The organism is Desulfosoma sp. (assembly GCF_052743555.1).
This window is the reverse complement of record NZ_JBRAHS010000010.1, coordinates 76,391-90,331: the sequence shown is the minus strand read 5'-3', so window position 1 is coordinate 90,331 and position 13,941 is coordinate 76,391. Positions and strand designations below refer to the sequence as shown.

Annotated in this window: 12 protein-coding genes, 1 tRNA gene and 2 pseudogenes; 12 read left to right on the top strand and 3 right to left on the bottom strand. The window is 58.3% G+C overall.

What is annotated here, in order from left to right; all coding sequences use genetic code 11:
• Positions 1-104: 104 nt before the first annotated feature.
• From ACUVSA_RS08130 to ACUVSA_RS08120, 3 genes and pseudogenes are all read left to right on the top strand, one after another.
• Positions 105-251, top strand: coding sequence for a hypothetical protein (locus ACUVSA_RS08130; RefSeq protein WP_445894427.1), 147 nt, complete (start codon positions 105-107; stop codon positions 249-251).
• A 308-nt stretch (positions 252-559) separates the two neighbouring features.
• Complete coding sequence (locus tag ACUVSA_RS08125) at positions 560-1,039, top strand: pyrimidine dimer DNA glycosylase/endonuclease V (protein WP_445894426.1); 480 nt, start codon at positions 560-562, stop codon at positions 1,037-1,039.
• A gap of 100 nt (positions 1,040-1,139) precedes the next feature.
• A pseudogene (locus tag ACUVSA_RS08120) lies at positions 1,140-2,626 on the top strand (helicase HerA-like domain-containing protein).
• Between the two features lie 325 nt (positions 2,627-2,951).
• Here the strand turns inward: ACUVSA_RS08120 and ACUVSA_RS08115 are convergent.
• Positions 2,952-3,680 (bottom strand): DUF72 domain-containing protein, encoded by a 729-nt coding sequence (locus ACUVSA_RS08115; protein ID WP_445894425.1) that lies wholly within the window; start codon positions 3,678-3,680, stop codon positions 2,952-2,954.
• Positions 3,681-4,314: 634 nt separating this feature from the next.
• Here ACUVSA_RS08115 and ACUVSA_RS08110 point away from each other — a divergent pair.
• Positions 4,315-4,509, top strand: coding sequence for a ferredoxin (locus ACUVSA_RS08110; protein ID WP_445891108.1), 195 nt, complete (start codon positions 4,315-4,317; stop codon positions 4,507-4,509).
• 208 nt (positions 4,510-4,717) lie between these two features.
• A pseudogene (locus ACUVSA_RS08105) lies at positions 4,718-5,242 on the top strand (FprA family A-type flavoprotein); the annotation flags it as partial.
• Between the two features lie 397 nt (positions 5,243-5,639).
• Here ACUVSA_RS08105 and ACUVSA_RS08100 read toward each other — a convergent pair.
• Both ACUVSA_RS08100 and ACUVSA_RS08095 read right to left on the bottom strand, forming a co-directional pair.
• Positions 5,640-5,714 (bottom strand) — tRNA-Thr (locus tag ACUVSA_RS08100).
• A gap of 164 nt (positions 5,715-5,878) precedes the next feature.
• Positions 5,879-6,262, bottom strand: coding sequence for a Rid family detoxifying hydrolase (locus ACUVSA_RS08095; RefSeq protein WP_445891109.1), 384 nt, complete (start codon positions 6,260-6,262; stop codon positions 5,879-5,881).
• A gap of 260 nt (positions 6,263-6,522) precedes the next feature.
• Between ACUVSA_RS08095 and ACUVSA_RS08090 the strand changes: the two genes are divergently transcribed.
• From ACUVSA_RS08090 to ACUVSA_RS08060, 7 genes are read left to right on the top strand one after another with little or no spacing between them, the layout of a single operon-like run.
• The gene (locus ACUVSA_RS08090; RefSeq protein ID WP_445894424.1) at positions 6,523-7,704 is read left to right on the top strand and encodes a glycosyltransferase family protein; all 1,182 of its coding nucleotides are present in this window, start codon (positions 6,523-6,525) and stop codon (positions 7,702-7,704) included.
• Positions 7,695-8,984, top strand: a complete 1,290-nt coding sequence (locus ACUVSA_RS08085) for a glycosyltransferase (protein WP_445894423.1) — start codon at positions 7,695-7,697, stop codon at positions 8,982-8,984. The genes ACUVSA_RS08090 and ACUVSA_RS08085 overlap by 10 nt, the downstream gene beginning before the upstream one ends.
• Positions 8,981-10,102 carry a glycosyltransferase family 4 protein gene (locus ACUVSA_RS08080; RefSeq protein WP_445891112.1) on the top strand — a complete coding sequence of 374 codons (1,122 nt, stop codon included), beginning with the start codon at positions 8,981-8,983 and terminating at the stop codon, positions 10,100-10,102. Before ACUVSA_RS08085 ends, ACUVSA_RS08080 begins: the two co-directional genes overlap by 4 nt.
• A gap of 59 nt (positions 10,103-10,161) precedes the next feature.
• Positions 10,162-10,893, top strand: a complete 732-nt coding sequence (locus ACUVSA_RS08075; protein WP_445894422.1) for a metallophosphoesterase family protein — start codon at positions 10,162-10,164, stop codon at positions 10,891-10,893.
• 39 nt (positions 10,894-10,932) lie between these two features.
• Positions 10,933-12,279: a protein kinase domain-containing protein gene (locus ACUVSA_RS08070; RefSeq protein WP_445894421.1), complete on the top strand. Its 1,347-nt coding sequence runs from the start codon at positions 10,933-10,935 to the stop codon at positions 12,277-12,279.
• Between the two features lie 14 nt (positions 12,280-12,293).
• Positions 12,294-13,295 (top strand): YihY/virulence factor BrkB family protein, encoded by a 1,002-nt coding sequence (locus tag ACUVSA_RS08065; RefSeq protein ID WP_445894420.1) that lies wholly within the window; start codon positions 12,294-12,296, stop codon positions 13,293-13,295.
• Complete coding sequence (locus ACUVSA_RS08060) at positions 13,279-13,746, top strand: hypothetical protein (RefSeq protein WP_445894419.1); 468 nt, start codon at positions 13,279-13,281, stop codon at positions 13,744-13,746. The genes ACUVSA_RS08065 and ACUVSA_RS08060 overlap by 17 nt, the downstream gene beginning before the upstream one ends.
• Positions 13,747-13,941 lie beyond the last annotated feature (195 nt).

Sequence of the window (13,941 nt, the reverse complement as noted above, 5' to 3'; positions counted from 1 at the left end):
TTGCTCCTCATGCCGAGGGAGGAACAGCCGGTGGTAAGATGAGGCGAACCGTTACTGTCCTTGCCCCAATGGTGGCAGCCTACAACTGCGAAAGGAGTGTATCCGTGGAAGAGGCATTCTTTGCTGGAGTGAAAATCGAGCACGTGGAGCTTTCCACCAAAGTTCGCCTTGGACTCCCCGTTCGCGACTACAACTGGTCAGCGATCATGGCTCATTTCCCTGTGCCTGCCGCTGCCGTGCGAAAGCGGTGAGGGCATACACCCAGCCCACTTTAAGCACAAGGAGCCCGGGCTAACAAGTCGCTGGAGCCGACCGCCTAATCGAGAGCCTTCTTGTTGCTGGTCTTGGTTATGTGTTGCGTGTCTGATTGCTGGGCGCTTCGGCAAACCCAGGGGCGGCTCAGCTCCCAACCGTTGGATGGTGATCTTATCCCCATTGAAAAGGCCGGTGGTGGAGAGCAACAAGCAATCGTTCTCTATGCAGCCTGCTTTCTCTTTACCCGTCCCCTTCGGACCTTTGGAAAACGGTTAAAAGTCGAGGTTACAACGGACGAGGATTCATGAATATTTTCGTTCTCGATTTGGATCCGGTACAGTGTGCCCGCTATCATTGTGATCAGCATGTGGTGAAGATGATTCTGGAAAGTGTGCAGATCATCTGCACGGCCCTGAACAAAAAGGGCCTGGAGACGCCCTACAAACCTACGCATAGGAAACATCCGTGTGTGCTGTGGGCCGAAGAGTCCTATGACAACGTGCGGTGGCTCATGCGTTTGACGAGGGCCCTCAACCGTGAGTACAAATATCGATATGGAAAATCAACGGATCACGCCTCCGTGCGCGTTCTGGAGCAGGTGGCCAGGCTGCGCTTTCCCGCCGTGGGCTTGACCCCTTTTGCGCAGGCCATGCCAGACAAGTACAAGGTGCCCGGCGATCCCGTGACGGCCTATCGGCGGTTTTATGTGGGGGAAAAATTGCGGTTTGCCACCTGGACGCGGCGTCGTAAGCCCTCCTGGCTCAAAGAATACCTGAGTCTTTAGGGATCTGGTTGGCGCCAAGTGGCGGATGCACAGGCCGCAGGGGAGGCGTTGCTGGCCGCGAAAGCCGACGGGTGGCGCGCTGCACGACGGGGAGTAAACCATGAATCGAATCCTTGTGGGAAAGGGCGAAAAGCCTGTCTACTTGCTTTTGAAATACGCCAATCGCCACGGACTGATCACGGGCGCCACGGTACCGGTAAAACTGTTTCCTTGCTGGTGCTGGCTGAAGGGTTTTCTCGCCACGGCTTGCCGGTGTTCATCGCCGATGTGAAAGGAGATGTGGCGGGCTTGGCCATGCCCGGCACGTCCAGTGAAAAGATCATGCGCCGTGTTGCCGAAATCGGATGGCAGGGGTATACGCCCGAAGCGAATCCGGTCGTGTTTTGGGATCTGTTTGGTCAAGCGGGGCATAGGGTGCGCGCTACAGTCACTGAACTTGGGCCCACATTGCTCGCCCGCATCCTTGAGCTGAACGACACCCAGAGCGCCGTGCTTGAGGTGGCCTTTCATGTGGCCGATTCGGAGGGTTTGCTGCTACTGGATCTCAAAGACCTGCGGGCTCTTCTTGGCTATGTGGCGGAGAATCGAAAGGAAATTTCCCAGCATTACGGCCTTGTGAGCGCCCAGTCTGTGGCGGCCGTTCAAGGGGTTTTGCTGTCTTTGGAACAGGAAGGCGCGTCGGTGTTTTTCGGCGAACCGGCCCTGGACCTTATGGACCTCATGCGCACGGACCTTAGCGGCCGTGGCGTCATTCATGTTTTGGCCGCCCATCAACTGATGCAGAAACCTCGGCTGTATTCCAGCTTTTTGCTGTACCTGTTGTCGGAACTGTTTGAAAACCTGCCTGAGGTGGGGGATGCGGACAAGCCGAAACTGGTCTTTTTCTTTGATGAGGCGCACCTGCTCTTTGACGATGCGCCGCCGGCCCTGCGCCGTCGCGTGGAACAGGTTGTTCGGCTCATTCGGTCCAAAGGGGTCGGCGTCTATTTCTGTTCCCAATATCCGGACGACATTCCCGTGGACATTCTGGGCCAGCTCGGCAACCGAACCCAACATGCGCTGCGCGCCGTGACGCCAAGGGACCAACAAGCGGTGCGGGCGGCTGCGGAAACATTGGCGCCCAATCCTCGCTTGGATGTTGTGCAGGTTCTCTCATTGCTGGGGGTTGGTGAAGCGCTGGTGTCGACCCTGGAGGAGCGGGGTGTGCCCATGCCAGTGGAGCGCACTCTGATGTGCCCGCCGCGATGCCGTATCTGGCCCATCACGTCGGAGGAGCGAACCGCGGTGGTGGCGCGCAGTCCCGTGGGTGCCAAATATGACAGGGCCGTGGATCGGGAATCGGCCTATGAGAGGCTGAGTCGTCGAGCGGCTGATTTTATGGCGTCCAAGGACTCTACGGGCGAGCGCCCAGGACGCGACGGTGCCGAGGAAGGCGGCCGACTGGGCCAGGTGCTTTGGGGCGGCAAGCGCCGCCAAGGCTTGGTGGAGACCATGGCCAAGCAGGCGGCGCGCACCATCGGCAGCGAGATTGGCCGGCGCATTTTGCGTGGCGTCTTGGGCGGCATCCTCGGGACAACCCGCCGCTGAGAGGCTTTTCAAAATGTGGGTGTAAGGATGCTCGGCCTCGAATAAAGAGCCATTTCTGTTGGGAGGGACCCGCTTCAGCGCGTCCGCCGTTTCGTTTTCCCAGCCGAGAACTCTCTGGGTCTGGGAATTCATCGCCATTTCATTCCCCTGCCGAGAGCCCTCCGGAAGTCCGATAAGCCGCGGACCGGCAGGAGCCGGTCCCGCCGAAAGACCCCCCACTGTGATGACGCGGTCCCTCCAAACGCGAGGACCACGAGGAAGCCGCTCCTTCAAATGACGCGGCCCGCGAGGACGCGGTCTCTCCCCATCACGGTCATGACCGGGATCAGGCGAACTGCAGAAGCTCATGGAGCTCCCGGGCGTTGTGCGGCGCGTGGGCTTCGGCGTCATTGTCGAAATAAATGAAGGTTTCCCGGTTCCAGGATCGAATCCGGTCGGCCCAGGTCTCCAGTTCTTGCCGGCTGTAAGGAGATCGATAAAGCTTTTGGCTTCCGTGAAGACGAATGTAAACAAACCGGGCGGTCACGGCGTCGTGGAACGGGTAGCGCCCAGCCGTGTCGGAGATGGCAAAGGCCACGTTTCGTTGTTCTAAAAGGCTGAAGAACGAGTCCCGAATCCACGATGGGTGACGCACTTCCAGGGCATGTCGGTACCTTGGATCAAGCCGGTCCAGGAAATCCCGAATCAGTTCTTCATCGTAGGTAAGGCTCGGAGGCAACTGGAACAGAATGGGGCCCAGCTTGTGCCCAAGCTCCGATGTACACCGGTAGAAACGATCCAGAGGCTCGTTCACGTCTTTTAGGCGTTTGACATGAGTGATGAATCGATTGGCTTTTACGGCCCAAGTGAAATTCTCGGGCGTTTTGTGCTTCCATGCGTTGAAGGTCGCCGGTTTGGGCAGTCGGTAAAACGTGGCGTTGACTTCCACCGTGTGAAATTGTGTGGCATAAAAATCCAGCCATCGAGTTTTAGGGCAATCTTGCGGATAAAAGCGGCCTTTCCAGTGGGGGTAGTTCCAACCGGATGTCCCGATGTGAACGCCCATTTCCTCCATGGCGGCTCTCCCAGAAATCGATCCATCCAGCGCTGAAAAAAAAATTAAAGTAAGTCAACGAGTTGTCTGTGACGCTTGTATAGCATGCCTTGACGAAAAGCCGACCATAAAAAACTCCAGGGAATCAAGCACGGGCTTTCTGAATGCGGACACCTCCTTTGAAGCATGTCCATCGTTGGAGGTTGCAAAAGCGCTGCACAACGCAGTGGGGATTAGTCGCTGGCGCCGCTTGTTCAAAAGGCTTTTTCGGATCGGCTGTGACCACAAAGACCGGGTCCTGAAAGGCGGTGTGTGAGATTTGGTGGAGCCCACAGCCGGAACCAGCAGAGGGGGAAAAGAAAATGGAAAAAAAGCCAGAGGGTCAAAGGGACGCCCTAGAGCAAGCTACGGCCCGAGCGCCGGAGTTGACGGATGAGGACGTTCTGCAGGCCATGAAGACCCGTGAAGGGTATCTTGACATCGCACTTGCGGACTTCCGGGAGCTCTACGCCCTGGCCTACCGCGAGGCCTTACCACAAGGCCGGGATTCCGCCAAAGTTGACCGGGGTGCGAGAAGGACTTAAGATAGGCTTGAAGTGAATGTTCCTTCACATCAAAGCGATTCTCTCATGGGCTTCAAGAAGAGGAGTGAGCAATGAGCCGACAGGTTATTCTCGACGAGGAGTGCTGTTTGGGATGCGAAACCTGCGTGGAGCTTTGTCCCGAGGTGTTCGCCATGGATTCGGAGAAAGAAAAAGCCTATGTGATCACGGGCGCTGCGGGCGACGAGGCGTGCATTGAAGAGGCCATGGCCTCCTGTCCGGCTGAGTGCATTTCCTGGGAAGACTAAACCTGCCACAGGATGTGAACGGTGGCGGGTGGTGGCGCGCTCTTCCTGTGTGCCGAGGACGTGGGGCTTCGCTCCCTATGGAAAGGAATACAGTTATGGATCTTAAAAAGATCACGGGAAGGGTCTTCTGGTTGGGGGCTGTGGACTGGGATCGACGGCTGTTCGATGCCTCGATTCCCCTTCCCGCTGGGACGACCTACAACGCTTATGTGACTTTTTTGGGTCGCACATCGCCTCTTTCGATCTTTATACGGTGGACAAAGCCCGTGTCTATGAAGCGGCCAAGAGGTATTTTGCCGAAATCATGAGGCCGTTTCGACCGGTGATTGTCAAAGACCTGGAAAAGGTCCGGCCCCTGAATGTTCGACTCATCGCGCCAAGCCACGGTCAAATCCACAATGATCCGTCCTGGATCATGGAAGCTTACGAGAACTGGATTTCGGACCCTCCAAAGAATGTGGTCGTGCTGCTTTTTGTGTCCATCAACGACAGCACCCGTATCATGGTGGACCGTTTGATCACGACCCTGGTGGCTCACGGTGTTTCCGTCGAACCCTTTAACCTGGCCGTGACCGATATCGGGAAACTCGCCATGGTTTTGGTGGATGCGGCCACATTGGTCGTCGGCACACCACCGGTGCTCACAGGCCCTCACCCGCTGGCCGCCTATGCCGCCTTTTTGGCCAATGCCCTTCGGCCTAAAGTCCAATTCCTGTCCGTGACTGGATCCTTTGCGGCCCAGCACCGGGAAAACGGATTTTCCTGAACACGCCGGTGAAGACTCTGAGGACGTCAAGCCGAGCCCCGATCTCTTGGCAATTGGAAGAGCCAACTTCGAGCGAGCGTGTGGAGGCTCAAATTCGTTTCGCGCAGGAACGGGGAAGATCCACTGGCCCGAGAGCATCCTCAGAGCCGGCGTTTCGCAAGTGCTGTCCCGTGGCCTCCTTTGCTGCACGGGTCAGGGTGTGCCTGTTGCCAGCCTGCGATCAGGGGTTGCGACTTGCGCCGCTCCTACGGAACATGATCTCGGACAAGCTCCTGGGCGCGATAGGACATGAGGACCCTGGAAGAAGGCGCATGGCTGAGGAAGCCAAAAGGGACTACAGCCGATGCTGCAGCCCCCTGGTGTCTGGAGCCGGCGATGGGATTCGAACCCGCGACCTGCTGATTACGAATCAGCTGCTCTACCCCTGAGCTACGCCGGCCTGAAAAGCGCCAAGGCTTATAGCATGGGGGTTTTCAGCCGGTCAAGGCGAAATCACAGGGTTATGCACGGCGGCGCTCCCCATTTTCCGGGTGTGGAGCCGTGCGGTGCACGACCATCGGCAACGGGTGCCGGTGAAATCAGAGGCGGTGTGGCAGCGGGCCTTTAGTTTTTAAAGGCCACGCACTTCATTTCGATTGGAGCGCCTCGAGGCAGGGCGCTCACCTGCACCACGGCGCGAGCGGGCTTATGGCCTTCAAAAGCCTCTTCGTACAAGGCGTTGAAGCTTTGAAAATGGCCGAGATCCGTCAGGAAGACATCCACGGCCACCACATCGCTCATGGCATAGCCTGCCGCGGCCAGAATCCCGGCCACATTACGCAGCACCTGACGCGCCTGGGCATCGAAGCCACCTTCCACCATTTGGCCGGTTTCGGGCACCAAAGGAATCTGGCCGCTCACAAAGAGCCACGGGCCGGCCTGAACGGCTTGGCTGTAAGGTCCGATGGCCGCCGGAGCCGTTTTTGTTTCCACCAAATGCAGCGGCATACGCTGTTTTCCCTCCGTTGATGGCTCAAGCACTACGGTCGCCTCGGGACCGACGCGGCCGGTGCCGACGTCCTGTCCTTCGCGGCGCGCTCTACGGATTTGCTCGAAGGCCTTTGTAGCATCGGAAAAGACGGTTGCCAAGGCGGTTTCATGTCTTTAAGATGCGCCCAAGGAATTCGAGACATGTCGAAATGTTGAGCGGATGGCCGACGTAGGACGACGGGGGACGCGTGGCTTCCTTACCCGTAAAAAAAATCCTCATGTACAGCCATGACACCTTCGGGTTGGGTCATATCCGCCGCACGCTGGCCATCGCTCGAAGCCTGCGCAAGGTTCCCGCCACGGTGCTTATCTTGACGGGCTCCCCCCTCGTGGGCCGCTTCAAGATTCCGCGCCGCGTCGATTTTGTCCGCATTCCCGGCATGATCAAGATGACCAATGAGGAATATCTGCCCCTTTCCATGAAGCTGGAGGCCACCGAGGTATTGGAGATTCGAAAAAGCATCATCTTGAGCACGGCCCAGGCCTTTGGCCCCGATTTTTTCATTGTGGATAAGGCCCCTTTGGGACTGAAGCGCGAAGTGGTGGACACGCTTCATTGGATGCGCCGAAGCCTGCCTTCCTGCACCACCATTTTGGGGCTTCGTGACATCATGGACGGAGCGCAGGCCACCATCGAGGACTGGGAAAGCAAAGGCATCTATGGAGCCATGGAAGCCTTGTACGATGAAATTTGGGTTTACGGGGACCAATCCTTTTATGACCCCGTGCGGGAATACCGCATTCCGGAGCCCATAGCCCGCAAGATCACCTTTACCGGCTACATTCCGCGCCATGTGCCGTCGGCGTCGGAGGTGAAACAGATGCGCCGGGAACTGGGCATGGAAGACCATTACAAGATGGTGCTCATGACCACCGGCGGCGGCGGGGACGGCTATCCCGTGGTCAACACGTTCTTGAAAGCCTTTGAAGAAAACGCGGCGCCATCCGCCATGAAGGCGGTGATCGTCACCGGACCGTTCCTGTCGCCCATGCATTTCAAGGAAGTGGCCAAGCGGTGCGAAGCCCTCGGGTTTCAGCTTTTTCGGTTTCACCGCTTTATGGAAGGGCTCATCGGCGCCGCCGACGTCATCGTCAGCATGGGGGGCTACAACACGGTCTGTGAAATCATCAGCCAAAGAAAACCCTTTCTCATCATTCCTCGAACGGTACCGCGGGAAGAACAGCTCATTCGAGCGGAAGTCTTGTGTCGTCGCGGCTTTTGTGAATACCTGCATCCGGAGCGTCTGAGCCCTACGGCCGTCTACCAAAAAGTGGCGACCCTTTTGGCCAACGGCACCGGCATGGCCGCCAAAGCTTTGGAATTTCCCTTCACGGCCCTGGAAGTCATACGAGCGCGCGTTTCCGAATGCCATAAGGGGGCTCAAGTGCAATGGGCGTGAATGCACCGGGCGGCCATCAAGCTCCTCGCTTGGGCATGATTCTCAAGGGCTACCCGCGCATTTCCGAATCCTTTATCAGCCAAGAAATCGCGCTTTTGGAATCCAGGGGCCTGCCCATCGAAATCTATTCCCTGCGGCGACCTCGAGAGTCCTTTACCCATGAAAGTGTGCGCCGGATTCGCGCTCCGGTGACCTACGTTCCCGAGTATGTGCTGCCGCACCTTCCAGCCGTGATGGTTCCCAACCTGCGCCTGTGGGCGTCTTTAGGGGTGCGTTACGTGCGCAGCTTTCGGGACGCGGCGTGCCGTGCCGTGGATCGCCGCACCACGGCCACTCTTCGCCATTTTCTGCAGGGGGGGTATCTGGCGTACCATCGCGTAATGGGGCGTCCCGTGCGGCATCTGCACGCGCATTTTTGTCACACGCCCACGTCGGTGGCTTTTTTTGCATCCCAATTGACCGGCGTCCCCTACAGTTTCACGGCGCACGCCAAGGACATTTATACCTCGGACCCAGAACAACTGCGTCGGAAGATGCGCAGGGCTTGCTTCGTGGTCACCTGCACGGCCTACAATGCCCGTTACCTGCGATCCTTATTGGATGCGGGTGGAGCCACGGGTGTTCAGCACCGGACCTTTGTGGCCATTCACACGATTTATCACGGTATCGACCTGCATTTCTTTGCCTACGGCACAGCCCCTTTGCCGGCGCCTCCCTTTCGCGTGCTTTCGGTGGGCCGCCTGGTGCCCAAAAAAGGTTACGATGATCTTCTGCAAGCCCTGAAAATCCTGGAAACGTGGGGCGTCGATTTTCACTTTGACCACATCGGTTCCGGGGAGAACAAGGACACGATTCGAGACCTGGCGAGGCGCTTGGGATTGTGGCCTCGCGTCACCTTTCATGGAACGTTGCCTCACGAAAAGGTCATCGACTTTTACCGCCGTTCCCATGTGTTTGTCTTGGCGTGCAAGACGGCGCCCAACGGCGATCGCGACGGCATTCCCAACGTGTTGGTCGAAGCCATGGCCGTCGGTGTGCCGGTGGTGAGCACACGCCATTCGGCCATTCCGGAACTGGTGCAAGACGGCGTGACCGGGACTCTGGTGCCCCCGGCATCGCCTCTCGCTCTGGCCGGAGCCATCAAGAACGTGCTGGAAGCCGGAACGTCCTTGGAGTCCCAAAGGCGGGCCGCGCGCCGCACAGTGGAAACCCACTTTGACAGTGAGCGCTGTATTGGACACCTTGAGGCACTCTTGCGAAAGGCTGTCGGCATTCCTTGAGAATCGCGTTCTATGGCCCCAACAAGCCTCTGGGACATTCAAATCCTTCGGGCGACCAGACCATCGCTCGGGGGCTTGTCCAGGCTTTGGAAGGCGCCGGACACGCGTGCCGGGAAATGAGCCGGTTTCGAGCCCGTTGGTTTTGGAGGGAAAAAGGCGGCTGGCATCGAGCCGTACAAGGGGTCGTGGAGGCGTTTCGCCGCTCTATGGCCTGGCGGCCGCACCTGTGGTTGAGCTACCACAGCTACTACAAGGCTCCCGATGTCATCGGCCCGTGGCTTTCCCGCCTTCTGAGGATTCCTTATGTGCTGGTGCAGCCCATGTACGGCACCAAGTACCGAAGGCACGCCGCCACGCGGCTGGGTTTTTATCTAAACCGATGGGCTCTCCAGTGCGCTCACCTGGCCGTCACCAACAACCGAAACGATCTCGAGGCCCTGGAGCGTGTTGTGCCCTTAAATCGCCTGGCCTATGTGGCGCCCGGCATCTTTCCGGAAATGTTTGAGCGCCGTGAGGCGGCGCGCCGCGTCGTTCGGGCTCACTACGGCTTCACCGCTCACCACGCGGTGCTGCTTACCGTGGCCAGGTTTCGCCCCGGCGTGAAAAGAAAGAGTCTGCACTTTCTCTTTCATGCTCTGGCTGGAATGCGTGAGGATCCACTGCCCTGGCGCCTTGTGGTCGTGGGTGATGGTCCCTTGGAAGCGGAAATCCATGAAACGGCCGCGCGTCACCTGGGCCGGCGCGTGGTGTTTGCGGGGCGTGTGGCGCGCCGGGACCTGTACGCGTATTACAGTGCCGGTGATCTCTTTGTTTTTCCGGGAATTCGAGAATCCTTGGGCATGGTGTATCTGGAAGCGCAGGCCTGCGGCCTTCCGGTGGTGGCGCTTCGGGAAGGCGGTGTGGGTCAGGTTGTGTGCGACGGCCTTACGGGCATTTTGATTTGCCACAGGGACGCCCAGGCGTACACTGAGGCGGTCCGGAATCTTTTGCAGAATGAACCGCAGCGCCTTGCTTTCGGGCGGAAAGCCGTTCGTTACGTGCATCGGCATCACAACCTGCACCGGCAGGTGCGCTACCTCGTGGGCTTGTTGGAATCACTCGTTGAGCACGCGGCGTGAGCTTGTTCGAAAAAAGGACGCCCGAAAACCGCAAAATGTGCCGGAACAGTTTGGGTTTCATGACCATGAACGTTGCGGTGCTTTCCGACATTCACGGGAACCTGGAAGCCTTTGAGGCGGTACTGCGCGATCTGAAGAACACTCGTCCCGACGCCGTGGTGTGCCTCGGCGATGCCGTGGGCTACGGTCCCGATCCCGAAGCTGTGGTGCAGCTCCTTCAATCCCATGGCATTCCCAGTGTATTGGGAAACCACGAATGGGCCCTCAAACAACCTGACCACCTGGAATGGTTCAACCCCTCGGCGCGACGATCCTTGGAATTGACCCAGGAACTGCTCAGCCCCGAAGGGCTTCGCACCGTGACGGCATGGCCGAAGACGCTCCTCGTGGAAGGGGCCTTGTGTGTGCACGGGTGTCCTCCGGATTCCGTGACTCGGTACCTTTTTGAACTCTCCATGGAAGAACTGCCGGAGCTTTTTTCCATCTACGAAGCCCCGGTGTGTTTTGTGGGACACACACACCAGCTGCTGTGGGTGCGATGGGACGGAGACCGAGGGCGCGTCGGTCGGTTTCAAGCGGATGCGCTCACTATGGATCCAGCCGCCCGGTACATCATCAATGTGGGCAGTGTCGGTCAACCTCGGGACGGAGACAATCGCTCCAAGTACGTTCTTTGGAACACGGAGTCTTCGACGATTCTGGTGCGGCGTGTGTCTTACGAAATCGCCAAGACAGTGGAAAAGATTCTGGCTTTGGGTTTTCCGCGCATCAACGCCGACCGGCTCTGGTGAGCCATTCCGCGCTGTGTCGGTAGGCATGAGGGGCATCGCGTGCGGCGGATCGGGCGCTATCAGATTCTCGGGCTTTTGGGGCGGGGCGGCATGGGCCGAGTCTATCGCGTGTGGGATCCCGACACTCTCAGCATCCTCGCTCTGAAACTTCTCGATCCCCATCCGCACCTGGTGACGATTCTCGGCGAAGACCAGGCGCGCCGACTCTTCCTTACGGAAACCGCCGTCATGGCGCGGCTTCGCCATCCTCACCTGGCCTGCGTGCTGGATCACGGTGTTCACGATGGGCGGCCCTACTTCGTCATGGAATACCACTGCCATTCCTTGGCGGATCATATCGGTGAAGGTGCCGTGCTGGAGCGGCCCACTCGACCCGTGCCGGCCGGCGAAGCTTTTCGCCTCATGGAACAGTTGCTTTCGGGCCTGGAAGCCATGCATCGCACCGGCATGGTGCATCGGGATGTGAAACCCGCCAATGTGCTTTTGGCGGATGACGGGACCGTGAAGCTGATCGATTTCGGATTATCCAAGATTCCTGGCGTTTCCTTTCCGAAGCCCAAGCAGCTCATCGTGGGGACACCCTATTGTGCGGCACCGGAACAAGAGCGCCATCCCGATGACGCCTCACCGGCTTCGGACCTCTACAGTGCCGCCGCCGTCTTTTTTCGGCTTCTGACGGGGTCGCTACCCGTGGAACCGGTTGTGGCCGCCCTGCCCCACCCCTTTGATGGCACGGCATGGAAGACTTTCTTTCGCAAAGCCTGTGCCGCCGATCCGGCGCGGCGCTATCGCAGCACGCAGGGCTTGCGGTACGCCTTGAACCGGCTGCGCCACGCCCTTGATGCTTCGCTGGATCACGCGTGCCGCTTGTGGCACGACGCACCGCTTCAGAGCGGGGAAAAGGTGCAGTGTCGCCGGGAACCCGTCAGGGTGCGGCGCAGAGACGCTCAAGCATTTTTCGGCTTGGATGATCTGTGGCGCCCTCACCGTGAGACGATCAATACCTGGGTTGTGTATCCCGATTGCCTCTATGATATTACCACTGGGTTGTGGTGGCAGCGCGATGGTTCCGAGGACAGGCTGTCGTGGCCCGAGGCGCGCCGATACACCGAGCATCTGTGCCTTGGGGCTCTGGGCGGCCGCACGGATTGGCGACTGCCGACGGTGGCCGAAGTGGCCACCATTCTCAAAAGGCCACGGTATCCGGAAACCTTTTGCTTGGAATCGGTGTTTTCGCGGCACGTGCAGCGGTTCTGGTCGGCGGATCGCTGTTCTTATCGATCAGCCTGGTATGCCAGTTCCGAACTGGGCTATGTGGGTGTGGGGGATTTTTCCTGCCGCACGCATGGGCGCGCTGTGGCCGGGCCTCAGGAATCATCGATGTGACGGAAGGAAAGACCATGCCCAGGGGCTTGATGCAGCGAGTGCGACAATATCTCCTTGAGGGGTATCGAGGGCGCAGCGAAGGCAAGATAAAGCAGAGCCCGCGACATGGGGGTCGAGTCCTTTACCTGAGTTTGTGGAAGTTTCAGCGTGATTTTTGCTTCGATCGAGCGGCGAGTCTGGCCTTTGCCACCATTTTATCGCTGATTCCCCTTGCGGTGTTGTTCCTCAGCTTTGTGGGGCTCTTGGGCGGTGGGCAACGGATCATGGAGTTTGTGCAGCAAAAGATCCTGCCGGCTGTGGTGCCCGAATTTCAACACCAGGTCATGGAATGGTTGGAAAGTTACATTTCCCCCACTGTGTTCAAAGCCGGCCCGGCAGGCCTCATCAACTTGGCCGCCTTGGTGGGTCTGATCATGGGAGCGCTCAACATCTTGATTACGGCGGAAAGGGTTTTCAACAACATCTGGAGGGTCCATGGATCGCGCCATTATTTTCAAAAAGTCACCGCCTTTTGGGTGCTGCTCACCTCAAGCCCCTTTGTCATCGTCGCCTCCATGTGGATCGGCAATGTTTTGGTTCCCGAGGGAGGGGCCGTGGAGGCTTTTCTGACCAGGCATTTTCTGTCTCGTGCCCTGTACAACGTGTGCGCTCCCGTTCTTGTGGAAACCATTTGTTTCGCACTAATTTACTTTTATCTGCCGTCGGCGCGCGTGCGGCTGCAAAATGCTCTGATCGCCGGTTTGTGTGCCGCCGTGTTGTGGGAATTGTCCAAAAAAGGCTTCTATTTCTACGTAGGGCATGCGGGTGGGGCGATCAATTTTTACCGAAATTTGGCCACCGTGCCTTTGTTTTTTGTGTGGCTGTCTCTCACCTGGATCATCATTTTGTGGGGAGGCCAGCTGAGCTATGCGCTGCAGAATGCCAAGGCCCTAATCCTGGAACAGGACCAAGGAGGGGCGGCGCATCGGTATTCGCAAGTCTTTTTGGGTTTTTTTTCTGGTGTTTCGCGTCTATGAACGCTTCCTTCGAGGTGACGGGCCCGTTGAACTGGCACCGCTTGCCGACGAGATGGGCGTTCCTCCGGAGACACTTCTCAATATTTCGGAATTTCTCGTAGAACACCGTATCCTTGTGGAAGACGCTCACATTGGGGGGCGCTACACGCTGGCCAAGCATCCGTCGCGCATTGCGCTGCAGGATCTGGCGCAATGGCTTTATACCAAGGAATTTCCAGGCGAAGTGCTTTTGCTGGATTCCTTGGGTAAAACGGAATCGTGCCCGCTCCATGATACCGGCGCCTCAGAGCTTTCGGCGCATAGACTTCTTCGCGCGGCTTTACACGGCTACTTTTCCTCTTTCGTTGGAAAAACCCTGGAAAGCTTATGCCGGGACATGTTCGCTGGCGCTCTTTCATCTTCCGGCCCGCCCGACCCATGCTGCAAAAACTCGTCCGAGTCTGCTGTGTAAGGGATTTTGTGTCCGTACCGAGGATTGCCGTGCCCATGGTTTCGAAGGGACGCGCTCCGCGCGCCGCAAATGCGCGGATCGTGAGGACACAGTCCCTCCGTACGAAACCCGGGTGGGGGGACAAACGCTCCGGTATGAAGCCGGTCCCTGCGAACGAGTCGGACCGCGAGGAGGCGGTCCCTCCGAAATGAGTCG

Coding starts and splice junctions, on each gene's coding strand:
- ACUVSA_RS08125 (WP_445894426.1), top strand. CDS start 560: ATGAATATTTTCGTTCTCGATTTGGATCCGGTACAGTGTGCCCGCTAT.
- ACUVSA_RS08115 (WP_445894425.1), bottom strand. CDS start 3,680: ATGGAGGAAATGGGCGTTCACATCGGGACATCCGGTTGGAACTACCCC.
- ACUVSA_RS08110 (WP_445891108.1), top strand. CDS start 4,315: ATGAGCCGACAGGTTATTCTCGACGAGGAGTGCTGTTTGGGATGCGAA.
- ACUVSA_RS08095 (WP_445891109.1), bottom strand. CDS start 6,262: ATGCCGCTGCATTTGGTGGAAACAAAAACGGCTCCGGCGGCCATCGGA.
- ACUVSA_RS08090 (WP_445894424.1), top strand. CDS start 6,523: ATGTACAGCCATGACACCTTCGGGTTGGGTCATATCCGCCGCACGCTG.
- ACUVSA_RS08085 (WP_445894423.1), top strand. CDS start 7,695: ATGGGCGTGAATGCACCGGGCGGCCATCAAGCTCCTCGCTTGGGCATG.
- ACUVSA_RS08075 (WP_445894422.1), top strand. CDS start 10,162: ATGACCATGAACGTTGCGGTGCTTTCCGACATTCACGGGAACCTGGAA.
- ACUVSA_RS08065 (WP_445894420.1), top strand. CDS start 12,294: ATGCCCAGGGGCTTGATGCAGCGAGTGCGACAATATCTCCTTGAGGGG.